Origin of the sequence: Allobosea sp. (assembly GCF_051860145.1) — a bacterium.
Lineage (GTDB): Bacteria > Pseudomonadota > Alphaproteobacteria > Rhizobiales > Beijerinckiaceae > Allobosea.
In genome coordinates, this window is sequence record NZ_JBHYEM010000014.1 from 28902 (window position 1) to 53094 (window position 24193).

General features: G+C 68.3%; 22 protein-coding genes. 3 read left to right on the plus strand and 19 right to left on the minus strand.

Going from position 1 to position 24193, the window contains the following annotated elements; genetic code table 11:
- Nucleotides 1-22: 22 nt before the first annotated feature.
- From ACTIF2_RS20025 to ACTIF2_RS20095, 15 genes are all read right to left on the minus strand, one after another.
- Nucleotides 23-1027 carry an ABC transporter ATP-binding protein gene (locus ACTIF2_RS20025; protein ID WP_439498876.1) on the minus strand — a complete coding sequence of 335 codons (1005 nt, stop codon included), beginning with the start codon at nt 1025-1027 and terminating at the stop codon, nt 23-25.
- Nucleotides 1024-2004: an ABC transporter ATP-binding protein gene (locus ACTIF2_RS20030; RefSeq protein ID WP_439498877.1), complete on the minus strand. Its 981-nt coding sequence runs from the start codon at nt 2002-2004 to the stop codon at nt 1024-1026. The genes ACTIF2_RS20025 and ACTIF2_RS20030 overlap by 4 nt, the downstream gene beginning before the upstream one ends.
- The gene (locus ACTIF2_RS20035) at nt 2001-3575 is read right to left on the minus strand and encodes a gamma-glutamyltransferase family protein (protein ID WP_439498878.1); all 1575 of its coding nucleotides are present in this window, start codon (nt 3573-3575) and stop codon (nt 2001-2003) included. Before ACTIF2_RS20035 ends, ACTIF2_RS20030 begins: the two co-directional genes overlap by 4 nt.
- Nucleotides 3575-4474, minus strand: coding sequence for a polysaccharide deacetylase family protein (locus tag ACTIF2_RS20040; RefSeq protein WP_439498879.1), 900 nt, complete (start codon nt 4472-4474; stop codon nt 3575-3577). Before ACTIF2_RS20040 ends, ACTIF2_RS20035 begins: the two co-directional genes overlap by 1 nt.
- 10 nt (nt 4475-4484) lie before the next feature.
- The gene (locus ACTIF2_RS20045) at nt 4485-5276 is read right to left on the minus strand and encodes an SDR family NAD(P)-dependent oxidoreductase (RefSeq protein WP_439498880.1); all 792 of its coding nucleotides are present in this window, start codon (nt 5274-5276) and stop codon (nt 4485-4487) included.
- 7 nt (nt 5277-5283) lie between these two features.
- On the minus strand, nt 5284-6144 hold the full coding sequence (gene nikC / locus ACTIF2_RS20050) for a nickel transporter permease (RefSeq protein WP_439498881.1): 861 nt from the start codon (nt 6142-6144) through the stop codon (nt 5284-5286).
- Entirely contained in the window at nt 6141-7067 is a 927-nt protein-coding gene (locus ACTIF2_RS20055; RefSeq protein ID WP_439498882.1) for an ABC transporter permease, read from the minus strand. The genes nikC and ACTIF2_RS20055 overlap by 4 nt, the downstream gene beginning before the upstream one ends.
- Before the next feature lie 10 nt (nt 7068-7077).
- Complete coding sequence (locus ACTIF2_RS20060) at nt 7078-8580, minus strand: ABC transporter substrate-binding protein (RefSeq protein ID WP_439498883.1); 1503 nt, start codon at nt 8578-8580, stop codon at nt 7078-7080.
- Nucleotides 8581-8644: 64 nt separating this feature from the next.
- Nucleotides 8645-10153: an ABC transporter substrate-binding protein gene (locus tag ACTIF2_RS20065; RefSeq protein WP_439498884.1), complete on the minus strand. Its 1509-nt coding sequence runs from the start codon at nt 10151-10153 to the stop codon at nt 8645-8647.
- On the minus strand, nt 10150-10935 hold the full coding sequence (locus ACTIF2_RS20070) for a GntR family transcriptional regulator (RefSeq protein WP_439498885.1): 786 nt from the start codon (nt 10933-10935) through the stop codon (nt 10150-10152). The genes ACTIF2_RS20065 and ACTIF2_RS20070 overlap by 4 nt, the downstream gene beginning before the upstream one ends.
- A gap of 142 nt (nt 10936-11077) precedes the next feature.
- On the minus strand, nt 11078-12010 hold the full coding sequence (kce, locus tag ACTIF2_RS20075; protein WP_439498886.1) for a 3,5-dioxohexanoate:acetyl-CoA acetone transferase: 933 nt from the start codon (nt 12008-12010) through the stop codon (nt 11078-11080).
- 48 nt (nt 12011-12058) lie between these two features.
- Nucleotides 12059-12997: a 3-hydroxyacyl-CoA dehydrogenase gene (locus ACTIF2_RS20080; protein WP_439498887.1), complete on the minus strand. Its 939-nt coding sequence runs from the start codon at nt 12995-12997 to the stop codon at nt 12059-12061.
- Between the two features lie 145 nt (nt 12998-13142).
- A complete protein-coding gene (locus ACTIF2_RS20085) occupies nt 13143-15668 on the minus strand; it encodes a branched-chain amino acid ABC transporter ATP-binding protein/permease (protein WP_439498888.1) in 2526 nt (841 codons plus the stop codon).
- Nucleotides 15669-15675: 7 nt separating this feature from the next.
- The gene (locus ACTIF2_RS20090; RefSeq protein WP_439498889.1) at nt 15676-16551 is read right to left on the minus strand and encodes a branched-chain amino acid ABC transporter permease; all 876 of its coding nucleotides are present in this window, start codon (nt 16549-16551) and stop codon (nt 15676-15678) included.
- A 157-nt stretch (nt 16552-16708) separates the two neighbouring features.
- A complete protein-coding gene (locus ACTIF2_RS20095; RefSeq protein ID WP_439498890.1) occupies nt 16709-17971 on the minus strand; it encodes an ABC transporter substrate-binding protein in 1263 nt (420 codons plus the stop codon).
- 101 nt (nt 17972-18072) lie between these two features.
- On the opposite strand from ACTIF2_RS20095, the gene ACTIF2_RS20100 reads away from it, so the two are divergent.
- On the plus strand, nt 18073-18822 hold the full coding sequence (locus ACTIF2_RS20100; RefSeq protein ID WP_439498891.1) for a GntR family transcriptional regulator: 750 nt from the start codon (nt 18073-18075) through the stop codon (nt 18820-18822).
- A gap of 147 nt (nt 18823-18969) precedes the next feature.
- A complete protein-coding gene (locus ACTIF2_RS20105; RefSeq protein WP_439498892.1) occupies nt 18970-19746 on the plus strand; it encodes an SDR family oxidoreductase in 777 nt (258 codons plus the stop codon).
- Between the two features lie 48 nt (nt 19747-19794).
- On the opposite strand, the gene ACTIF2_RS20110 is transcribed toward ACTIF2_RS20105, so the two are convergent.
- On the minus strand, nt 19795-20091 hold the full coding sequence (locus tag ACTIF2_RS20110) for a hypothetical protein (protein WP_439498893.1): 297 nt from the start codon (nt 20089-20091) through the stop codon (nt 19795-19797).
- A 98-nt stretch (nt 20092-20189) separates the two neighbouring features.
- On the opposite strand from ACTIF2_RS20110, the gene ACTIF2_RS20115 reads away from it, so the two are divergent.
- Complete coding sequence (locus ACTIF2_RS20115) at nt 20190-21221, plus strand: amidohydrolase family protein (protein ID WP_439498975.1); 1032 nt, start codon at nt 20190-20192, stop codon at nt 21219-21221.
- A 4-nt stretch (nt 21222-21225) separates the two neighbouring features.
- On the opposite strand, the gene ACTIF2_RS20120 is transcribed toward ACTIF2_RS20115, so the two are convergent.
- The 3 genes from ACTIF2_RS20120 to ACTIF2_RS20130 are packed head-to-tail and all read right to left on the minus strand — an operon-like array spanning nt 21226 to nt 24193.
- A complete protein-coding gene (locus tag ACTIF2_RS20120; RefSeq protein WP_439498894.1) occupies nt 21226-22752 on the minus strand; it encodes a tripartite tricarboxylate transporter permease in 1527 nt (508 codons plus the stop codon).
- Nucleotides 22753-23181 (minus strand): tripartite tricarboxylate transporter TctB family protein, encoded by a 429-nt coding sequence (locus tag ACTIF2_RS20125; RefSeq protein ID WP_439498895.1) that lies wholly within the window; start codon nt 23179-23181, stop codon nt 22753-22755.
- 37 nt (nt 23182-23218) lie between these two features.
- A complete protein-coding gene (locus ACTIF2_RS20130) occupies nt 23219-24193 on the minus strand; it encodes a tripartite tricarboxylate transporter substrate binding protein (RefSeq protein ID WP_439498896.1) in 975 nt (324 codons plus the stop codon).

Here is a 24193-nt window from a genome sequence, read left to right on the forward strand (position 1 = left end):
AATGACGGGGCGTTTCGCCTGCTCAGCGATCCAGCAGGGGCGCTGATTCCGCCCGCACGTAACAGGCGGCCTGCGTGCCGGACGCGGTCGCCGCCAAAGCAGGCCGGGCCGTCGGGCAGATCTCGACGCGGATCGGGCAGCGGCTGACGAAGGGGCAGCCCGGCGGCGGCGAAAGCGGGCTCGGCAGGTCGCCGCTCAGGATGATTTTTTCGCGCCGACGTTGAGCCACCGGGTCGGGCAAGGGAATCGCCGAGAGCAGTGCCTGCGTATAGGGATGGCGCGGCGCCTCGAACATCGCGTCGATCGGGCCATGCTCGGCGACGGTTCCGAGATAGAGCACGATCGCCTCGTCGGCGATGTGCCGCACCACCGAGAGGTCGTGCGAGATGAAGAGATAGGCGAGGCCGAGCTCGCGCTGCAGTTCCATCAGCAGGTTGAGCACCTGCGAGCGGATCGAGACGTCGAGCGCCGAGACCGGCTCGTCGAGGATCAGCAGGCGCGGCGACAGGGCGAGCGCGCGGGCGATGACGACGCGCTGGCGCTGGCCGCCCGAGAGCGCGCTCGGCAAGCGTTCCGCGAAGGCGGCGGGCAGGCCGACGCGGTCGAGGAGTTCGGCGACGCGGCTGCGCCGGTCGGCCCGTGTCCAGCCGGCAATGGCGAGCGGTTCGCTGATGCTGTCGGCGATGCTCATCTTGGGATCGAGTGCGGCGCTCGGGTCCTGGAAGACGATCTGGATCTCGCTGGCGAGCGCCGCCCGCTCGCGCCCTGCGAGCCGGGTGATGTCGCGGCCGTCGAACCGGATCGTGCCGCCGGTGGCCCGCTCCATGCCGAGCACGGCATAGGCCGTCGTCGACTTGCCGCAGCCGGATTCGCCGACGAGCGCGACGGTTCGGCCGGCGGCGACGTCGAAGGAGACGCCGTCGACCGCCTTGACCACGCCGCCCGGCGTGCCGACGCCGCGGCGCAGCGGGAAATGCACCTTGAGGTCGCGGACCTGGAGCAGGGGCGCGGGGTTGTCGGCGCTCATGCCAGCTCCTCGACCTGGGCCGAATGCCAGCAGGCTGCGCGATGCTCCAAGCCAACTACAGCCAGCGGAGGCGTCGTCTCGCAGGTCCGGTCGGCCAGCGGGCAGCGCGTGCGGAAACGGCAGCCATCGGGCCAGGAATCGGCCGTCGGCACCATGCCCTCGATCGTGCGCAGCAGCGCCTTGCGCTCGCCCGTGAGGGTCGGGATCGTCGCCAGCAAGAGCCGCGTATAGGGATGGCGCGGCTCGGCGAAGATGGCCTCGACCGGCCCACTCTCGACGATCCGGCCGCCATACATCACGCAGACATCGTCGGCGAGATCGGCGACGACGCCCATGTCGTGGGTGATCAGCACGATCGCGGTGCCGACCTCCTCGCGCAGCCGGCGCATCAGTTCGAGGATCTGCGCCTGGATAGTGACGTCGAGCGCCGTCGTCGGCTCGTCGGCGATGAGCAGCGCCGGACGGCAGATCAGCGCCGAGGCGATCATGATGCGCTGGCACATGCCGCCGGAGAGCTCGAAGGGATATTGCTGGGCGCGCCGGGCCGCGTCGGGAATGCCGACGCGGGTCATCATCGCGATCGCTTCCGCGCGCGCCTCGGTGCCTGAGAGGCCGCGATGCAGGCGCAGCGCCTCCTCGACCTGGGCGCCGACGCGCATCAGCGGGTTGAGCGAGGCGACCGGCTCCTGGAAGATCACGGTGGCGTCGTTGCCACGGACATGGGCGAGATCGCGCTCCGAGAGGCCGGTCAGCTCGCGCCCGTTCAGGCGGATCGCCCCGCCCGCGACATGGGCCGCCGCCGGCAGCAGGCCGAGCACCGAGAGCGCCGTCAGGCTCTTGCCGCAGCCGCTCTCGCCGACGATGGCGAGGATGCGCCCGTTGCCGACGGTCAGCGAGACATGGTCGACGATCGCCATGCCGTCGATCTCGACGACGAGATCCTTCACTGCCAGGACGGGTTCGCCCGTTGCGCTCATGCTGTCGCCAGGGGTTTGGCTGCAACGGCTTCGGCCGCCACGACCGCGGCCCAGGGGCTGGTCGGGTGGGCCATGCCGACGAAGCCGCCCGCGGGCTCGACCATGACGGCGGAGGGGATCGAGAAATTCACGGGATAGAGCGTGTCTTCGACGATCTCGACCGGGAAGGCGGTCGCGACGGTCGCGGCGACATCGGGCTCGGCGCGCGCGTCGATCTTGATGCGCGGCGTCGATGCGTCGATGCGCGGGCGGTGGAAGGCTTCTTCCAGCGAGAGCCCGAAATCGGCGAGGCTGGAGAGGATCTGCAGCACCGTCGGGAAGATGGTGCGCCCGCCTGCGGCGCCGATCGCCAGCACCGGCCGCCCGTCGCGGCTGAGCACCAGCGGGCACATATTGGCGAGCGGCTTGGCGCCGGGCGCGATGCTGTTCGGCTGGCCGGGGCGCGGATCGAACCACATCATGCCGTTGTTCATGATGATGCCGGCATTCGGCAGCGCGATCTTGGCGCCGAAGCGCGAGAGCAGCGTGTTGGTCAGCGCCACCATGTTGCCGGAGCTGTCGACGACGCTGACATGCGAGGTGCAGCCGGCTTGCGGCGTCGCGGCATGGCCAAGCGTGGTCAGCCGCGTCGCATAGGCGTTGCGGATCGCCGTCGCATAGAGCAGGGCGGCCTGCGCCGGCGAGCTTGTCCGCGAGAGCGGGCCGGCCGTGAGCTGGTCCGCGGCCTCGAGAAAGCTCGGGCCACCGCTCAGGCCCGGCACGGCGGCGATGTCGAGATCGCGATAGCGCCCCGTCAGCGCCGGCCGCCAGACGGGCTCATAGGCGGCGAAGTCGCTCGCGCGAATGGCCGAGCCGCCGGCTTCGAGATCGGCCGCCAGCACCCGCGCCGTCTCGCCCTCGTAGAAATCGCGCGCGCCGGCCTGCGCCAGCCGTTCGAGCAGGGCGGCCTTGCGCAGCATCGGCTTGAAGCGTTGCGTCTCCGCGCCAGACGCCTTCGGGGCCTGGCCGTCGTCGAGCAGCAGCGCCGCCAGAACGGGGTCGCGCGCCAGGCCGGAGGCCTCGATGCCGATGCAGAGCGCCGCGAACCAGTCGAGCTCGAGACCGCGCCTCGCATGCTCGATCGCGGGTTGCAGCGCCTCGGCCCAGGACAGGCTGCCATGGCGCTCCAGCGCCACGGCGAGGCCGGCAATGGCACCGGGCACGCAGATCGAGGCGTAGCCCGAGACGTTGCGGTCGCCCGCCACCGAGGGCCAGCTGAACCAGTTGCCCTGCTGCGCGTCGGCGAGCGGGTAGTCAGCCGGATCGAGCCCTGCCGCGGCCCGGACATTGAAGTCGAGCGTCTCGACTGCGCCGGTTGCGCCATCGGCATGCACCAGGAAGCCGCCGCCGCCGATGCCGGAAAGCCAGGGCTCGACGATGCTCAGCACCAATGCGGTGACGACCGCCGCATCCATGGCGTTACCGCCGCGCGACAGCACCGCGGCGCCGGCTTCGGCCGCATGGCGGTTCTGGGCGGCGACGAGCCCGTGCGGCGAGCGCACCGCCGGCCGGTGCACGCTGAAGGTCTGCATCAGCGAGCCGCCCTGAAGCGATGCGGGCCGCTCGCCTGCGGCAGGCGCATCGGCACCGAGAAGCGGTCGCGGTTGACGCTGGAAACGTGATGCGCGGCGACCTCGCCGACGGTCGCGATCCAGGTGTCGGAGCTGGCGGTGACGGCGTCGAGCAGGCGCTCCAGCATGCGGATGCGGCCGGCGCGGCCCGAGATCCAGTCATGGATCGTCAGCATCATCAGGCGCCCTTCGCGCTCCAGCACCTGCCATTCGTCGAGCCAGGCTTCGAGGATGCCGCCCTGCGGTGCGGGCGGCCAGCGGTCGGTCTGGGCGCCGGTGAACTTGAAATAGATCGCGTCGTCGACCGCCCAGAGCACCGGCACCTGGGTGACGCCGTCGATGGTGTAGGGCAGGTCGAAGCCCATCAGCGAGCTGTCATAGAGGCCGCGGCGCTTGACCTCGGCCAGCATCGCCGGGGTCATCTCCCAGGCCGGCGAGCGGAAGCCGGCCGGCACGATCCCGGCCTGGCTCTTGAAGATGGCGAGCGATTCGTCGAGCGCCCGGGCGAACTCGTCGGCCGGCGTCTCCGCGGCGATTTCGTGGAAATAGCCGTGCAGGCCGACCTCGTGGCCGCGCGCGACGAAGGCCGGCAGCAGGTCGGGATGGTTGCGCGCGACCAGCCCCGGCACGAACAGCGTCGCCTTGATCTCATAGCGGTCGAGCAGGTCGAGGATGCGCCAGATGCCGACGCGCGGGCCGAACAGCCGCTGCTCGATCTGGCCGAGCGTCACCGGCGCATCGGCTGGCAGGCTCCACTGATAGGGGCTCTCGGCATCGACATCGACGCTGAAGCAAAAGGCGCTGGTCTTGCCCTCGGGCCATTCATAGGCCGGGAAGGGCGACTGGGTGTGCTGGCTCATCACGGGCCTCCTAGAGCGGGTTCTTCTTGTCCTGATGAACCGCGAGCGAGCCGATCGAGTTTCCGCCGTCGATCGTCAGGGTCGCGCCTGTGACATAGGCCGAGAGGTCGCTGGCGAGGTAGAGCAGGCCATTGCCGACATCCTCGCGCGAGGAGGGGCGGCCGAGCGGGATCTGCGAGATGGTGCTGGTGATATGGGCCTCGGTCAGGTCGCTGACCTTGCTGCCGGCGGCGAATCCCGGTTCCAGCGCGTTGACCCTGATGCCGAACTCGGCGAGCTCGACGGCAAAGCCCTTGGTCAGCCGGTCGAGCGCGGTCTTCGAGGTGCAATAGGGCACGACGGTCCGGCGCATCTTGCGCGAGGCGCCCGACGAGATGTTGATGATCGAGCCCCCGACCTGCTTGCGGACCATTTGCGTCGCGATCTCGCGGGTCAGGATGAAGGGTGCGCGCAGGTTGATCGAGAAGATCCGGTCGAACTCATCCGTCGAGATGTCGAGCAGGAAGCCGCTCGGATAGATGCCGGCATTGTTGACGAGGATATCGGCGGCGCCCCAGCGCTGCGCGACCTCTTCGGTCAGCGCCTTGATCGAGGCCTCGTCGGTGAGGTCTGCCGCCTTGGCGAAGCCGTCCGGTCCGAGCCCGAGCGAGGCGGCGAACTCGGCGAGGTCGGCCTCGCGGGCGTCGGTCAGCGCCAGCACCGCGCCGGCCTCGTGCAGCGTCTGCGCGATCCAGCGCCCGATCACGCCGCAGGCGCCGGTGACGAGCGCGCGCTTGCCCTTGATGTCGTTGAAACTGGCCATGATGTCCTCAGCGAAAACGGGGGTCGAGGCGGTCGCGCACGGCATCGCCGGTCAGGTTGACGGCGAGCACGAGCACGAAGAGGCAGAAGCCCGGCAGGGTCGCGACCCACCAGGCGGTGGCGACGTAGTTGCGCCCGGTCGAGAGCATCGCGCCCCAGCTCGCCGTCGGCGGCTGCACGCCGAGGCCGAGGAAGGAGAGGCCCGCCTCGAACAGCACCATCAGGCCGAATTCGAGCGTCGCGACGACGCTGACCGCGCCGATGATGTTGGGCAGGATATGGCGGAACAGCACGCGCAGGGAGCTTGCGCCCATCAGCGTCGCGAGCCGGACATAGGGCATGGTCGCGATCGAGAGCGTCTGGCTGTAGGCGACGCGGGCGTAGCGGGGCCAGCGTGTCAGCGCCAGCACCATGATGACGTTGACGAGGCTCGGGCCGAGCACGGCGACGGTGATGATCGCCAGCAGCACGGCGGGGATCGAGAGGAAGACGTCGACGATGCGCATCACCACGATCTCGACCCAGCCGCGCCGGTAGCCGGCGATCATGCCGAGCGTGGTTCCGACGACGCCCGACAGGATCACCGAGGCGAAGGCGACGAGCAGCGAGACGCGCGAGCCATAGATGATCCGGCTCAAGAGGTCGCGGCCGAGCTCGTCGCTGCCGAGCCAGTATTGATAGCCGCGCGAGACGGTTCCTGGCGGCTTCAGCCGGGCGATCAGGTTCTGGAAGTTCGGATCATAGGGCGCCAGCAACGGCGCGAAGACGGCCGCGACGACGAAGAGCGCGACGATGGCGAGCGGCCACCAGCGCCACCATGGCGAGCGCCGGCTGCGGCGCGCGGGCGCGGAGGCTGCGACGGCGCTCACCGCGCCTGCTCCAGCACGATGCGCGGATCGACGACGCTGTAGAGGATGTCGGAGATCAGGTTCAGCGCCACGGTGACGAAGGCGCCGAGCAGCACCACGCCCTGTACGATCATGAAATCGCGCGCCAGGATCGCCTGGACGGTGACCTGGCCGATGCCGGGCCAGGCGAAGACGGTCTCGACGATGACGGCGCCGGCCAGCAGGTTCGAGATCTCCAGCGCCGCCACCGTGATGATCGGGATCGAGGCGTTGCGCGCGACATGGCGGACGAGCAGGCGCCCGGTGCGGACCCCACGCGAGCGGGCGGTGCGGACATAGTCCTTGGAGAGTTCGTCGAGCAGGGCCGAGCGGGTGATGCGGGCGAAGGTCGCCATGCTGAGCAGGCCGAGCGCGATCGAGGGCATCACCAGATGCGAGAGGTCGCCGGTCGAGGAGGGCGGCAGCCAGCCGAGCATCACCGCGAAGACCAGGATGAGCAGGATGCCGCTCCAGAAGGTCGGCATGCTCTGTGCGGCCAGCACGAAGCCGGCGGCGAGCTTCGCCACCGGCCGGTCGCGGAAGAGCGCGAGCAGGATGCCGATGGGGATGCCGATGCCGCAGGCGACGACGAGCGCGCCGGCCGCCAGCATCAGCGTATAGGGCAGGCGCGAGGCGATGATGGTCACGACCGGCACGCGCTGGACGACCGACTGGCCGAGGTCGAAGCGCGCGAGATCGGCGAGAAAGCTGCCGAACTGCACGATCAGCGGGCGGTCGAAGCCGAGCGCGTGGCGCAGCGCGTCGATATCGGCCTGCGTCGCCGTCTCCGGCACGAGCAGATAGGTGGGGTCTCCGGTCAGGCGCTGGACGAAGAAAATCAGCGTCGCGACGCCGAAGACGGTGATCAGTGCCTGGCCCAGTCGCCTGAACAGAAACCCCAGCATATCCAGATGCTCAGTCCTTCCACTTCATCCGATTGATGAAGATGCTTTCATTGGGCGTCGGCGTCCATTCGAGGTTCTTGGCGGTGCCGTACATCTGCGAGGCCTGGTAGAGCGGCACGATGTAGTTCTGCTCTGCCACGCGCTCATGCACCGTACGGTAGAGCGAGAGCCGCTTCTCGGCATCGAGCGTCTGGCGGGCGCCCTCGAGCGCCTCGTCGATCACCTTGTCCTTGGCGTTGGCCCAGCCGCTGGACGAGTGCAGGATCGGGAAAAGCACGCCGTCGGCGTCCTGGCAGCCGCAGGACCAGCGGCTGAAGGCCATGGCCGGGATCGCGTCGGGGCCCGCCTGCATGCGCTTCAGCCAGGAGCCCATGTCGGTCATCTCGATCTTCACGGTGAGGCCGGCCTCGTTCAGCATCTGCTGCAGCGCCTGGACGACGCGCTGGTCGTAGACCGGGGCGGTGACGAGGGCGATCTCCTGCTTCGCCTTCGGGCCGGCCTCGGTGAGCAGCGCCTTGGCCTTGGCGAGGTCGTACGGGTGGTCCTTGATGCCTTCGACCCAGCCGGTATGGGCGGGCGAGAGCATTTCGGGCATCGGCTTCTCATAGCCGCCGAGTACGCCCTCGGTGATCGCCTGCTTGTCGATCGCATGGGCGATGGCGAGGCGCACCTTCGGATCGTTGAGCGGCTCCTTCTGCACGTTCATCGCCAGATAGGCGACGCGCTCGGTCAGCACCGGCACGGGCTTGGCGCGGGCCGAGTTCTTGAGCTGCAGCGCGAGATCGCCGTCGAGATTGGCGACGAGGTCGGCGGCGCCGGCCTGGAGATTGGCGACGCGGGTGGCGGCGTCGGGAATGGCGCGGAAGACGGCGCTCGGGAAGGCGCCCTTCTGGCCCCAATAGGCGTCGTTGCGCGCAAGCGTGACAGAGACGCCGCGCTGCCAGCCCTCGAACTTGTAGGGGCCGCTGCCGACCGGCTTCAGGTTGAAGGCGTCCTTGCCGACCTGCTCGACGATCGCCTTCGGCACGATCGAGAGCTTGACGAGCTGGGCCAGCAGCGCCGGATAGGCGCCGTTGGTGGTCAGCGTCACGGTCTTGGCGTCATTGGCGACCGCGTCGGTGATCTTGTCGAACTGGCCGAGCTGCGGGCTGGCGAATTTCGGATCGGTGATGCGCTTGACGCTGTAGACGACATCCTCGGCCGTCAGCTTCGAGCCGTCGTGGAAGGTGACGTCGTCGCGGAGCTGGAACTGGATCTGCGTGTCCGAAAGATATTTCCAGCTCGTCGCGATCTGGGGGACGATCTCGCCCTTGTCGTCACGGGTGAGAAGATTGTCGAAGATGTTGCGGTAAACGTAGTAGCTGTCGGGGTTCCACTGGACATGCGGGTCGAGAGAGTTGGGCTCGCCGACGAGGTCGACGGTGAGCTTGTCCTTGGCGGCGAGGGCGGCCCCCGCCGGCAAGGCCAGGCAGGCGAGGATCGCGCCCGCGAGAATTCGGTTGCTGCGTTTCATTGTGACAATCTCCCCTTTTGGGCGCCCCTCCCGGCGCCGATTGACGATGGTCCGGCAGCGCCCGTCAGTCCTTCCAGCTCATCCGGTTCAGGAACATGCTTTCGTTCGGAGTGGGCTGCCATTGCAGGTTCTTGACGGCGCCGTAGAGCACCGCCGCCTGGTAGAGCGGGATCACGGGCGCCTCGGTGGCGACGATCTCGTGGACCTGGCGGTAGGCCGCGAGCCGCTTGTCCTTGTCGAGGGTCTGGCGCGCCTCTTCGAGCAAGGTGTCGACCTTCGGGTTTCGATAGGCCGACCAGCCGCTGCTCTTGTGCAGCAGCGGGAAGAGCACGCCGTCGGCGTCCTGGCAGGCGCAGGACCAGCGGCCGAAGCCGAGCTGGGAGGTCGCCTCGGGCCCGGCCTGGGCGCGCTTGAGATAGCTCGCCATGTCCGACATAGCGATCTTCACGTTGAAGCCGGCCTCGGTCAGCATCTGCTGCAGCGCCTGGACGATGCGCTGGTCGAAGACCGGCGCGGTCGCGAGCTCGACCTCGGCTTTGGCGGCAGCACCGACCTCGGTGACGAGGGCCTTGGCCTTGGCGACGTCATAGGCCGGCGCCTTGATGTCGGGGATCCAGCCGAAGCTCGCCGGCGTGAGCAGCTCCGGCACCGGCTTGTCATAGCCGCCCAAAATGCCCTCGGTCAGGCCTTCCTTGTCGATGGCATGGCCGGCGGCCAGGCGCAGCTTGACGTTGTCGAAGGGCGGCTTGGTCGTGTTGAGGCGCAGATAGGCAACGCGCTCGGTCAGGCCGATCAGCGGCTGCGCCTTCGGCGACGACTTGAGCTGCGTTGCCTGGTCGCTGTCGAGCGTCACGCCGAGATCGCTCGTCCCGGCCTGGAGATTGGCGACGCGGGTCGCGCCGTCCGGCACCGCCCGGAAGACGACCGCCGGGAAGGGGCCTTTCGTGCCCCAATAGGTGTCGTTGCGGGCAAGCGTCACCGCGACGCCGCGCTGCCAGCCCTCGAACTTGTACGGGCCGCTGCCGACCGGTTTCAGGTTGAACGCGTCCTTGCCGACCTGCTCGACGATCGCCTTCGGCACGATCGAGAGCTTGACGAGCTGGGCCAGCAGCGCCGGATAGGCGCCGTTCGTCACCAGCTTGACCCGCGTCGGCGAGAGCGCGACGGCCTCGGTGATCTTGTCGAATTGGCCGAGCTGCGGGCTGGCGAATTTCGGATCGGTGATGCGCTTGACGCTGTAGACGACATCCTCGGCCGTCAGCTTCGAGCCGTCATGGAAGGCGATGTCGGCGCGCAGCTCGAACTCGATCTCGGTGTCGGAGAGCTGCTTCCAGCTCGTGGCGACCTGCGGGACGATCTCGCCCTTGTCGTCGCGGGTGACGAGATTGTCGAAGACGTTGCGGTAGACGTAGTAGCTGTCGGGGTTCCACTGGAGATGCGGGTCGAGCGACGAGGGTTCGCCGGCGAGATCGACGACGAAGCGTTCCTTCGAGGCCTCGGCCGGGGCGGTCGTGGCGAGAAGGGCGGCGACGAGCGCCGTGGCGAGATGGTGGGCCCTCGGACGAATGGTCATCGCTGCTGCTCCTTCGACAGGGACATGACTTCGGCGCGGCGGCTCGCGCCGCGGGGCGCTCGGCGGCGGGCCGAGCGGGCCGGAGGCGGCTGAAGCGCGTCGGCGGCGGCGAGGACACCGCGTGCGACCGCCGTCTCGAAGCGTTCGATCTCGCGGCCGATCGCTGCGGCAGCCTCCTGCGCGTCGTCGCCCCGGCTCAGCGCCGCGATGACTGGGCGCCAATCGGCCGGCGCGACGTGTTGGCCCGCGCGGTCGAGCGCCTTCACGATCCGGTCGGAATGGTCCCAGAGATCGGCCAGCCAGTTGCGGCAGAGCGAGCCGGTTCCGGCGGCCAGGACGTCGCGGATCTGGCGCTCGGCGGTCCGCGCCGTGGCGAGCGCCGGGCGGTCGGTGCGGCCGGCGACCGAATCGACCAGGCCGAGCAACGGGCCGAGCATCTCGAGCTCGGCGCGGCCGAGCCTGCGGTCGGCCAGGGACGGTTCCAGGCGACGGCGCGCCTCCAGCACCGCGTCCACGAGTCGGCTGTCGACGGGGGCGATGCGCCAGCCCTGCCGGGCATGGCGGCTGACGAAACCGGAGGCTGCGAGCGCGGTCAGCGCGACGCGGATGCCCGCCCGTCCGAGGCCGAACGTCTCGGCCAGCGCCGCCTCGTTGACGAAAGCTCCGGGCGCGATCTCGCAGGCGATCACGGCGCTGCGCAGGCGGCGGGTCGCGACGGTGATCGCGGCTTCGGCGGCCGGGGCCTCGAGCGATGCGACGAAGGGGGAGGAGATATCGAGCATGATCGCGAGATTGGCCGCGTATGTGAGATTTCACAAGTGGTTTGTGACATCTTTTCACATAGGCCAAAAAAGAACGGGCCGGCATCGCCGACCCGCTCGTTCTCGATGGCGCCCGCCGCCCAGCGGCGTGGCGACGCCGCGCTCAGAAGGCGACCTTGTCGGCGCCCTTGAGCTGCAGCGCCTCCCGGGCATCCGCGGGCGTCGCGATCTCCAACCCGAGGCCCTCGACGATCTGGCGCGCCGCGCGGACCTGATCGGCGTTCGATTTCGCGAGCTGGCCTGGCCCGAGCCAGAGCGAATCCTCGAGGCCGACACGCAGGTTGCCGCCCATCGAGACCGCCATCGCCGCGATCGGAAGCTGGTGGCGACCAGCGCCGAGCACGGACCAATGATACTGGTCGCCAAAGAGCCGGTCGGCGGTGCGCTTCATATGGGCGACATCCTCGGGATGCGGGCCGATGCCGCCCAGGATGCCGAAGACCGACTGGACGAAGAAGGGCGGCTTCACCAGCCCGCGATCGACGAAATGGGCGAGCGTGTAGAGATGGCCGATATCGTAGCACTCGATCTCGAAGCGCGTGCCGTTCTCGGCGCAGGTGGTCAGGATGTTCTCGATGTCCTGGAAGGTGTTCTTGAAGATCCGGTCCTTCGAGCCTTCGAGATAGGGATATTCCCAGTCGTGCTTGAACTCTTTGAAGCGGTTCAGCATCGGGTAGAGCCCAAAATTCATCGAGCCCATGTTGAGCGAGGCGACCTCGGGCTTGAGCACGGCGCAGGGACGCAGCCGCTCCTCGACGCTCATCGTCGGGGCGCCGCCCGTGGTGATGTTGATGACGCAGTCGCTGCGTTGCTTGATCACCTTGAGGAAGGGCTCGAAGGCTTCGGGCGACTGGTCGGGCTTGCCCGTCACCGGGTCGCGCGCATGGACATGGACCAGCGCCGCGCCGGCCTCGGCCGCGCCGATCGCGGCATCGGCGATCTCCTGCGCCGTCACCGGCAGATGCGGCGACATCGAGGGCGTGTGGATCGCGCCCGTCACGGCGCAGGTGATGATGACTTTGCGGTTTTTCGCCATGCGATGCGTCCTTCGATGCTCTGACTTGCGATGCTCTGACTTGGGAACTCAGGCCGGCTTGCGTTTCGCGGCGCGCTTATGCGCCTGCAGGGCGGCGAGCCGCGTGTCGCGCCAGTCGCTGAGCCGCTTGACGCGCTCGGCCGATTGCGTGCCGGGCCATTCGCTCATCACGGTCGCGACGGTTTTCTTGCCGAAGGGGTCGCCACCCGTGCCCTCCGAGGCCATGCGGTCGAGCGAGGCGCCGTAGCGGGCGCAGTAATCGGGGATGCCGCCGGGTGCGTTGAGCTCGATCGTCTCGAACGGCCCCATGAAAGACCAGCGCAGGCCGAGCCCGTCGCGAATGGTCTTGTCGACATCCGCGGCGCTGGCGACGCCCTCGCCGACGAGCCGGAAGGCCTCGGCCAGCAGCACGGCCTGGAGCCGGTTGAGCACGAAGCCGGGCTTTTCCTTGCGCAGGGTGATCGGCACCTGGCCGGCCTTCTCGTAGATGCGCTTGGCCCTGGCCACGACCTTGGGATCGGTCCAGGGCGCCGGCGCCAGCTCGACGATCGGCACGAGGTGCGGCGGGTTGACGGGATGGGCGACGAGGCAGCGGGCCCGGCCCTTCAGTGTCTCGCTGAACACCGAGGCCATGATGAAGGAGGTCGAGGAGGCGAGGATGGCATTGGCCGGGGCGAGCGCGTCCAACTCCGCAAACAGCCTCTGCTTGGCCTCGACCGTCTCGGGGCCGTTCTCCTGCACCAGAGCTGCGCCCCTGAGCGCGTCGGCAAGGTCCCTGGCGACGCGGATGCGGGTGAGCGAGCCTTGCGGATCCTCGACCAGGCCATGGCCGGCGAGCTCCTTCAGGTTCCTCCCGATATGGGCGCGGGCGGCCTTTGCGGCCTCGGGCTTGAGGTCGTAGAGCGCGACCTCGAAGCCATGGCTGGCGAAAACGGTGGCCCAGGCGCGGCCGATCAGGCCGGAGCCGACAATGGCGATCTTGGTCATGCGAGAGGGTTCCGAGGCGGGACTTTGCGGGAAGCGAAGCTGCCGTCATTCTCGGGCGGAGCGAAGCGCAGACCCGAGAATCTCTTGCAGGAGATGCTCGGGTCGAGCCCGAGCAAGACGTGCTGGACGGCGTGGCGATCGACCATCACAGCCACAGCACCTGCCGGCGCAGCACCAGGTCCTGGCTCAGCGCGCGCGAGGGGCCGACATGCGTGACCTGCCCGCGTTCGAGCACGACGGTGCGGTCGGACAGGGCGAGCGCCAGATCGAGATGATGGTCGACGATCACGATCGAAATCTCCTGGCGCAGTTTGTCGAACGCCTCGAACAGCTCCTCGACCACGGCCGGGGCCAGCCCCTCGAAGGGCTCGTCGAGCAACAGCACGCGGGTGTCGCCCGAAAGCGCGCGCGCCACCGCCACCATCTGCTGCTCGCCGCCGGAGAGATAGTCGGCCGGCGAATGCCAGCGTTGCTTGATGCGCGGGAAGAAGGAGAAGAGCTTCTCGTCCTCCCAATGCGTGCCGTTGCCAGTTCGGCGCCTGAGGAGGCCGAGCTCGAGATTGTCCTTGACGCTCATGCCGGCGAACAGGCCGCGGCCCTGCGGCACATAGGCGATGCCGGCGCGGGCGATCGCGGCCGAGGGGAGCCGCGCGATCGGGGCATCGCCGAGGATGATCTCGCCGGTCGCCGGAGGCGCGATGCCCGTGATCGTCTTGAGCAGGGTCGATTTGCCGGCGCCGTTACGGCCGAGCAGGGCGACGATCTCGTTGCGGTGCAGGTCGAACGTCACCTGCCGCAGGATATGGCTCTTGCCGTAGAAGGTGTCGACGCGGTCGAGGCTGAGCAGTACCTCGTCGCGGGCGGCGCTCACCCTCGGCTTCTCCGCGAGCGCATGCGCGCCTGAGCCGATATAGATCTCCTGCACCCGCTTCGACGAGCGCGCGTCCTCGACGGTGCCGTCGATCAGCACGCTGCCCTCGTTCATCACCGTGACATGGTCGGCGATCTGGAAGACGCGGTCGATGTCATGCTCGACCAGCAGGACGGGAAGGTCGGTCGAGATCGACTTGATCAGGTTGCCGACGCGCTCGCGCTCGGCTGCCGCCAAGCCCGCCAGCGGCTCGTCGAGCAGCAGCACCCGCGGGCTCGTGGCGAGCGCGAGGCTCATGTCGAGCAGGCGCTGGCCGCCATAGCTCAGGGAGCCGGCCTCGGCCGTCTCGATGCCACGCAGTCCCATCGTCTCGATGACCTGGCGTGTCTCGTCATTGACCGTGTCGAGCGCCGCGGCAGTGCGCCATGGGTCGAAGCGCTCGCGTGCCCGCGCCTGCACCGCGAGCCGGACGTTCTCGGCGACGGACAGTGTCGGGAACAGGTTGGTGATCTGGAAGGCGCGGCCGATCCCGGCGCGGGTGATCGCTTCCGGCGACAGGCCGGCAATCGACTGATCGCGCAGCGTGACCGTTCCCCGGTCCGGCGCGAAAAGGCCGGAGATCAGGTTGAAGGCGGTGGTCTTGCCGGCGCCATTGGGGCCGATCAGCGCGTGGAGCGCGCGGTCGCGCATCGTGATGTCGACATCCTCGACGGCCTTGATGCCACCAAAACTCTTGGCGAGACCTGTCGCGGTCAGGATCGCGCCGGCGACCGGGTCGCGAGGCTTCATGAAGTCCGGCAGCGTGACCGCGCCGGCCTGGCGGGCCGACATGGCCGCATCCTGTTCCGGTCGCTTGCGGAACGGCGCGAGCAACCGCTCGCCGACGCCGACGATTCCGGTTGGCGAGAAGACGATGAAGCCGACGAAGAGCAGCCCGAACCAGAACAGCCAGTTCGGCGTGATGCTCGAGAGATAGTCGCGGAAGACCACGAAGAACAAGGCGCCCAGCGCCGGCCCGAGGAAGGAGCGCATGCCGCCGATCACCACCATCGCCAGCAGCTCGCCGGAAAAGGCGATCGAGATCGGCTCGGCCGAGGTCATGCGGTTGTTGAACAGCAGCAGCGAGCCGGCAAGGCCGGTCAGCGCCGCCGACAGCGTGAAGGCGACGAGCTTGTAGCGGGTGGTGGCATAGCCGAGGAAGCGCGCCCGCTGCTCGTTCTCGCGGATCGCGACGAGGACGGTGCCGACCGGCGAGCGGTGGAAGCGCCAGAGCGCATAGACCACCACCAGGCCGATGGTCGCGACCAGGGCGTAAAAGGGCAGGGCGCCATCGAAATTGACGCCCAGGAAGAGCGGGCGCGTGATGCCGCCTAACCCGTCCTCGCCGCCGGTCACCGTGGTCCAGCGGAAGGCGACGGAATAGGTCATCGCCGCCAGCGCCAGCGTCAGCAGCGAGAAATAGACGCCCCGGCGCCGCAGGATCAGCGCGCCGAAAGCGAAGGCGATCGCGGCGACGAACGCGACCGAGAGCAGGATCGGCAGGACGAACTGCTCGGGAAACCAGTTGCGCTGCATCAGGCCCGCCGCATAGGCGGCGAGGCCGAACCAGGCGCCGTGGCCGAAGGAGACGAGCCCGGTCGTGCCGACCAGGATGTTGAGGGCCATGCAGGCGATGGCGAAGACCACCACCTCCGTCGCCGAGGTCGTGCCCAGCCCGATGGCGTGCATCAGGGCGGGCAGCAGCGCGAGGCCGATGGCGGCGATGGCGAGCGGGGCATAGTCGCGTCGGGAGGCTGTCATCTTCGCCTCACTCGAAGCGCTGGATGCGCTCGCCGAACAGGCCGCGCGGACGGAAAAGCAGGACGAGCAGCATCATCAGGTAGATCACCGCAGTCGACCATTGTGTGTAGCCGAGCCCGATGGTGATGCCCTTGACGAGGCCGACCATCAGCGCCGCGACGACGACGCCCCAGAACGAGCCGAGCCCGCCGATCACCACCACGACGAAGGCTGGGGTGATGATCTCCTGGCCCATGGCGGGATGGATCGAGTAGATCGGCGCCAGCAGCACGCCGGCGAGGCCGGCGAGCCCGATGCCGATGGCCGCGACCGCGGCCATGTAGGGCTGCAGCGAGATGCCGAGCGCGCCGACCATGTCCGAGTTCTGCACGCCGGCGCGGACGACGCGGCCGAAGGCGGTGCGCTGCAGCAGGAACCAGAGGCCGAGCACGCAGGCCGCGGCGATCAGCAGGAGCAGCGCCCGGTAGCGAGAATAGATGAAGTCGCCGATGAAGATCTGGCCGCGCAGCGCCGGCGGGATCGAGAAGGAGAGCGGCGGCGCGCCAAAGATCATGCGTAGCGACTGCTCGGCCACCATCGCGAGCCCGAAAGTCAGCAGCAGCGAGAGGATCGGATCTGAGCGGTAGAAGCGCTGGAACAACCCGCGCTCGACGACGATGCCGATCAGCGCGACGAGAAGCGGCGAGGCCACGATCGCGCCGCCGAAGCCGATATGGGGCGCCAGCACGATCGTGAGATAGGCGCCGATGGCGTAGAAGGCGCCATGCGCCAGGTTGACGATGCCGCCGAGCGAGAAGATCAGCGACAGGCCGAGCGCGATCAACAGGTAATAGACCCCGTCGAGCAACCCGTTCAGCACCTGCTGGATGAAGAGCGTGAGCAAGGGAAGGCCTTTGCAGTTCGATCAATCTACCGCGCCGTCATCCCGGGCGACCGAAGGGAGACCCGGGATCCATTCCGGAACGCTTTAGGAATGGATCCCGGATCGGCGCCGCTACGCGGCTTGTCCGGGATGACCTCGCAGGGAAACGAAGAGCGCCTCAGCTCATCTTGCAGACCGCCTCGTCGCCCTGGGTCGCGATGATCTCCATGTCCTCGCTCGGGCCTGGTACCGGCGGCGAGGAGGTGAAGAGATCCCATTGGTTCTTGACCTGCGCCGCCGGCAGGGCGGTGATCGTGTACATCTCGCTGATCAGCTGGTGGTCGGAGGCACGGAAATAGCCCTGGCGCGGCTTCATCACGTCGAATTTCGCGCCCTTCTCCCAATGTTCTAGGATCTTGGCGGTGTCGGTGCTTTTCAGCTCGTTCATCGACTGGGCCATGATCTTGACCGCGACATAGTCGCCCCAGGCCTGATTCTCCGGCGGCTTGCCATATTTCTTGGTGAAGGCCGCGACGAAGGCCTTGGTCGAAGGCGTGTCGATCAGGTGGTGCCAGACGCAGGGCCAGACGCCGCCAAAGTTGTCCTTGCCGGCGGCCCAGGCGAGCGCCGTGTCGAAGCCGAAGCCGGCGACCGGGAAGGTGAGGCCGAACTCGGCATATTGCTTGAGGAAATTGGTGATCTGGTTGCCGGCCAGGTTCGAGATGACGATGTCGGGCTTCGCGGCGCGGATCTCGAGCAGCAGTGCCGAGAAATCGGTCGCGTCGGTCGGCACCAGCTTGTCGGCGGCGAACTGGCCGCCATTGGCTTCCATGAAGCGCTTGGCGACCTTGAGCAGGTCATGGCCGAAGGCATAGTCGGCCGTCAGCGAGAACCATTTCTTGCCCTTGACCAGGCCCTGGCTCAGGAGCGAGCGGCCGCAGCTCTTCACATACATCGAGTTCTGGTGCTCGACATGGAACATGTAGCGGTTGCAGTTCTCGCCGCGCAGCGCGTCCGAATTGCCGCCGGTATTGACGAAGAGCTTCTTGTTGCGGGCCGCGACCTGCGAGATCGTCAGGCAGGACGCGGACGAGATCTCGCCGAGGATGCAGGCGACCTGGTCGCGCTCGAACATGCGCTCGGCCTTGGTCGAGGCGGTCTGCGGATTGACCGAATCCTCCTTCAGCGCCTCGAGCTTGCGGCCATTGACACCGCCGGCGGCATTGATCTCCTCGACGGCGAGGTCGACCGCCATCACGCCGTATTCGCCGAGCGGGCCGAGAAAGCCGGTGCGTGGCGTCAGATGCCCGAAACGGATCGCATCGGGCGTCTGCGCCAGGATCAGCGAGGGGCTGGCGACCAGCCCGGTTGTGGCGCCGAGTCCGGCCAGCGCCTGGCGGCGCGAAAGGCGGAATCCGGAAGTCTTCCTGCTGTCTGCCATGCGTTCCTCCCAGAACGAGCGTTGTTCGGCGTCGATTTTATCGCGCGTGGCGGTCTCGATGCCGCTTGTTGTGATCTGTGATCACAGTTAGGCTGCCAGACATGATTGGTCGTGTCCAGCCCTTGTCTTCACGCTCCGCCCAGGACGGAGCCGCGAGCGAAGCTTCCGCCCTGGACGAGATCGGCTCGCTGATGCGCGAGACGCTGGGCGAGCGTGTGACCGGCGAGTTGCGGGCGCTGCTGGTCGCCGGCCGCCTCGCTCCGGGCGAGAAGCTTTCGCTGCGCCGCGTCGCCGAAGCGCTCGGCGTCTCGATGATGCCGGTGCGCGAGGCGGTCAGCCGGCTCGCGGCCGACAAGGCACTGGAGGTGCTGCCGGGACGGGCGGTGCGCGTGCCGGTGCTGACGCGCGCCCAGTTCCGCGAGCTCACCCGCTTGCGCCTCGTCGTCGAGGGCTTTGCCGCCGAGGAGGCGGCCAAGATGGCGAGCGCCGAGCAGATCGCCGTGATCGCGCGGCACGAGGCGGCCTTTTGCGCGGCTGCCAAGGCCGATCCGCCCGATGCGGCGGCTGCCGTCGCCGCCAACCGCGACCTGCATTTCGCGCTTTACGAGGCGGCCGCCATGCCGTCGCTGATCGAGATGATCGAACGGCTCTGGCTCAAGGCCGGGCCGATCCTCAATCTCGACATGCGTCACGAGCCGCGCCGGCTCGATGGCGGCAGCGCCGTCATCGCCCATGCGGCGCTGCTCGCCGCCTTGCGTCGGCGCGATGCCGGCGCGGCGCGCGCGGCGCTGGAGGACGATATCCGCGCCGCGGCCGAGCATATCGAGCGCACGGCCCGGCTGGCGGAATGAGAATGGTGAAACGACGTTTTCCGTCATTGCGAGGAGCGCATGCGACGAAGCAATCCAGGGGCCGTCAGGCGAGGCCTCCTGGATTGCTTCGCTTCGCGCTCGCACTGACGGGTCGCAGCGCGATTCGAGACGGGAGGAAGACGGACGATGGATCTGAAGATCGAGAACCTGCGCGTGCTGGTCACGGCCGGCGCCAACGGCATCGGCCGCGCCACGGCGCGCGCCTTTGCGGCGGAAGGGGCGAAGGTGCATGTCTGCGATGTCGACGAGGCGGCGCTGGCCGCGCTCGCCGAAAGCGATCCGGCGATCACGCGTTCGATCTGCGACGTCTCGGACCGGAAAGCGGTGGCGCGGCTATTCGAGGAGGCGCTCGCCGCGCTCGGCGGGCTCGACTGCCTCGTCAACAATGCCGGCATTGCCGGTCCGACCGGGCGGGTCGACGAGATCGATCCCGCCGACTGGGACGCTTGCGTCGCCGTCGATCTGACCGGGCAGTTCAACTGCACGCGGCTGGCGGTGCAGCACCTCAAGCAGTCGAAGAACGCCAGCATCGTCAACCTGTCGAGCCAGGCTGGGAAGCACGGCTTTCCGCTGCGCTCGCCCTATGGCGCGGCGAAATGGGGCGTCATCGGTTTCACCAAGGCGATCTCCGCCGAGCTCGGCGAATTCGGCATCAGGGCCAATGCGATTTGCCCGGGGCTGGTCGACGGCGCGCGCATCCAGAGCGTGATCGCCAACAAGGCGCGCAGCTTCAACATCTCGCATGAGGAGATGGAAGCGCGGCTCTTCGCCGGCGTCTCGATCAAGCAATTCGTCGATCCCGACGACATCGCCCGGCAGATCGTCTTCCTGGCCTCGCCCTTCGCCAAGACCATCTCGGGCCAGGAGATCTCGGTCTGCGGCGACACGCGCATGCTCAGCTAGGCGGCCGGCGCAGGCCCTGCAGCGCGCCACAGCGTTTTCGATCGCGCCCTATCCATGCAGGATGGCGGCTTGTTCGACGTGCTGCCGGAGCCCGGAATGCAAGAGATCGACCTGCTGATCCGCGCCGATTTCCTCTATCCGGTCACGGAGGGCATGCCCGTGATCCCGGACGGAGAGGTCGCGATCGCCGGGGATCGCATCGTCCATGCCGGCGCGCGTCGACCTGATGGCACCTGGCATGCGCGCCGCGTCATCGACGGAGCCGGCAAGGCGGTGCTGCCCGGCTTCGTCAATTGCCATTACCACACCGCCTCGATCATCTTCCGCAGCCAGACTGACGATCACGCCGCCAAATCCGCCCTGTTCGATGTCGCCTTCCGGATGGAGAAGGACGTCACGGAGGAGGAATGGGGGCGGCTCGGCGAGGTCGGCTGCGCTGACTGCTGCGCGCCGGCATCACCACGATCAACGACATCTGGTACGGCCCGCACAGCCTGGCCGAGACGGTCGAGCGCTGCGGCTTGCGGGCGCAGATCGCCAACAAGGTCTTCGACGTCCATCTCGAGGAACTGCATCGCGGCGACTACAGCCGCTATCCCGCCCAGGGCGAGCAGCGCCTGCGCGACGGCGTCGCCGTGGTCGAGCGTTGGCATGGCGCCGCCGGCGGGCGCATCCAGGCCCGCATTGGTACTCACGCCACCGACACCTGCAGCGCCGGCCTGTTGCGCGAGGCGAGGGCGGAGGCCAGCCGCCTCGGCGTCGGCATGCATATCCACGCCGCCCAGAGCGCCGGCGAGACCGAGCATATCCAGGCCGAGCATGGCTGCGGGCCGCTCGAATATCTGCGCGATGTCGGCATGCTGGCGGAAGACGTGGTGCTGGCGCATCTCTCCTTCGCGAGCGACGCCGATCTCGACGCGGTCGCCGAGACCGGCGCACGCTACGCACATTGCCCGACGATCTATCCGCGCCGCGGCCGTTATCCGCGGCTGGAGGACATCGCGGCGCGTGCCATCCCGACCGGCTTCGCCACCGACTGGATGCTGAACGACCCGTTCGAGGGCATGCGCAACGCCATCAACGCGATGCGGCTGCGGCTCGGCGATCCGAACGCGCTGTCATGCGAGCGCGCGCTCTGGCTCCATACGATGGGTGCGGCGAGCGTGCTGGGGCTCGATCGCGAGATCGGCTCGCTCGCACCCGGCAAGAAGGCCGACCTGATCATGCTCGATCTCGAGCGGCCGCATCTGCAGCCCTATTACGGCGGCCACGCCGCATTGGTCTTCTACGCCAAATCGAGCGACGTCGTGACCAGCATCATCGATGGCGAAATCGTGCTGGAGGAAGGTCGCCCGACGCGGCTCGACCAGGACGGCGCGCTCGGCGCGCTCGCCTCGCATGTTCCCGGCTGGCGCACCCGGCTCGCCACGCTGGGCAGCCGTGCGGTGTTCGGGCCGGGATGCGCGTGCTGCTAAGGCCTTATGCAGACTTGTTCGAGTCGGCTTCGAGCTTGCTGTCGAGCAATGCCGGGCGCAGGCGCCCGACCACGAAGGGCAGGCCGATGGCGAGCAGCGCCAGCACCCAGAGCACGATGCTGGTCGGGGTCGAGAACAGAATCTCGTAGTTGCCGCCCGAGAGCGACAGGGCGCGCCGGAGGTTGTCTTCGAGCAGGCGCGCCAGCACGAAAGCCAGCATCAGCGGGATCAGCGGGATGCCGACCTTGCGCAGGCCATAGGCGAGGACGCCGAACCCGACCGTGACGAAGAGCTCGAAGGGTGAGTTAGAGACCGCGTAGACGCCAGCGAAGGACAGGGCGAGGATGCCGGGATAGAGGATCCAGGCCGGCACCAGCAGCAGGCGCGCGAACAGGCCGACCAGTGGCAGGTTCAGCGCCAGCAGCATGAGGTTGCCGATATACATCGAGGCGATCAGGCCCCAGGCGACTTCCGGGCGCTGGGTGAAGAGCAATGGCCCCGGCGTGATCGAATACATCAGGAAGGCGCCGAGCATGACGGCGGTGGTGCCGGAGCCGGGAATGCCGAGCGCCAGCATCGGGATCATCGAGGCGGTCTGCGAGGCGTTGTCGGCGGTCTCGGGCGCGGCGAGCCCGCGCATGTCGCCCTTGCCGAAGGTGCCGTTCTTGTCGGAGATCCGCTTCTCGGCGGTATAGGCCATCGCCGATGCCACCGAGGCGCCCGTGCCCGGCAGCACGCCGAGCACGAAGCCGATGCCGGTCGAGCGCGCCATGGCCGGCAGGCAGAACAGGATCTCGCGCAGCGAGAGCCGCGCCCCGTCACCGGTGCGCGAGGCCGCTCCGCCCATCAGCCCTTCGACGAGAACGAGGATCTCGCTGACGGCGAAGAGGCCGATCGTCAGGCTGGTGAAATCGATACCGCCGAGCAATTCGAGCGAGCCGAAGGTGAAGCGCTCGACGCCGGTGCCGCCGTCGATGCCGACCATGGCGAAGAGCAGGCCGAGAGCGACGGCGATCCAGGTCTTGGCCGCCTTGCCCTCGCCCATGGTGCCGAGCAGCGCGAAGGAGAGCACCATCAGCGCGACATAGTCGGCGGGGCTGAAGGAGAGGGCGAGCCGCGCCAGCGGCACGGCCAGGAAGGTCATCAGCACGACGGCGCTGGTGCCGCCGACGAAGCTGCCGATGCCGCTGATGGCGAGCGCCGCCGCGCCGCGCCCGGCCTTGGCCAGCGGGTAGCCGTCGAGCGTCGTCATCACCAGCCCGGGATCGCCCGGGATGTTGAGCAGGATCGAGGAGATGCGGCCGCCATAGCCGCTGCCGTAATAGATGCCGGCGAGCAGGATCAGCGCGGTCTCGGGCGGCAGCTTCAGCGCGAAGCACAAGGGCAGCAGCAGGGCCACGGCATTGATCGGGCCGATGCCGGGCAGGGCGCCGATGGCCGTTCCCAGCGCGACGCCGAGGAAGGCCATGCCGAGGTTGAGCGGCGTCAGTGCGACCTGGAAGCCGGTGAGAAGGGCTGAGAGCGCGTCCATCTAGATACCCAGGGGTCCGCGCGGCAGCGGAAGGTCGAGGATCCGGTCGAGGAGAACGAAGAAGACGACCGCAGTCCCGACGGCGGAAATCGCGGCCGGCACCGCCTTGGCGTGAAAGGCGAGCGCGGCCACGAAGCAGAGACAGGTCGTGGCCAGGATGAAGCCGATGGGCTGCAGCAGCAGAGGGTAGATCAGGCAGGCGGCCAGGATCGTGCCCGAGCGTCGCCAGGCGCCGATCTCCATGGTCACCGTGCCCGGCTTGATGACCAGGATCGCGCCGCCCAGCGCCAGCACCGCACCGACGACCGTCGGGAAAAGGCGAGGGCCAACCGGATCGGCCGCGAAGGCCACCTCGAGTGCCTGAGCATGCCAGGCGGCACCGAGCCCCAGCAATATGCACAGGATTCCAACTACACGATCGATGCTCATCGCGTCGCCTTCTGCTGAGCGGACGGAAGGGCTCGCCTTATTTGGCGAGACCCACTTCGATCGCGAGCGCGCGGAAATCCGCGGTCCGCTTCTTGGCGAAGGCGTCGAATTCCTCGCCGGCCATGCTGAACTCGAACAGGCCCTGCTCGGTCCGCGCCTTCTGCCAGGCGGGATCGGCATTCAGCTTGGTGAGCACGCCGGTCCAATAGGCGTAGGAGGCGTCGGATGCCTTGGGCGGCGCATAGAAGCCGCGCACGATCGGCCATTGCACGTCGAAACCCTGTTCCTTGGCGGTCGGGACATTGGCGAAGGCGCCGGGCAGGCGCTTGTCGGAGAAGGTCGCGAGCAGCCGGATCTCGCCGGCCTCGAGCTGGCCCCGCACCTCCGAGGCATCGCCCGGGAAGACCTCGATATGGCCGCCGATCAGCGCGCCCATCGCTTCGCCGCCACCCTCAAAGGAGAGATAGCGCATCTTGCGCGGATCGATCCCGGCGGCCCGCAGCACGAGAGACGGCTTCATCCAGTCCTGGCTGCCGACAGTGCCGCCGGCGCCGACCGGCACGGAGGTGGGGTCCTTCTTCAGGGCCTCGACCAGATCGCCCAGGGTCTTGAAGCGGCTGTCCTTGCGGACCGCGAGCACGCCGTAATCGGCGCCGACCGCGCCGAGCCAGCGCACGTCCTTCTCGGTGAAGCGCCCGAACTTGCCTTGCGCCAGGTTGACCCAGGAGCCGGTGGAGACCGCGACGATGACGTTGGGGTCGGAGGCGCGCTGGGCCTGGATGTTGTTATAGGCGACGGCGCCGATGCCGCCCGGCAGGTTGGTCGTGCGAATCTGCGGCCCGACGAGGCCGGTCTCGTTGAGCATCCGGCTGGTCAGCCGGCAGGTCAGGTCGAAACCGCCGCCGGGGGCGGCCGGCGCGATGCATTCCGGATTCTGCGGCTGGAAGGCCTGCGCGCCGGCGGCAGCCGGTGCCAGCAGGGCGCAGCAGATGGCGATAGCTCTGATCTTCAT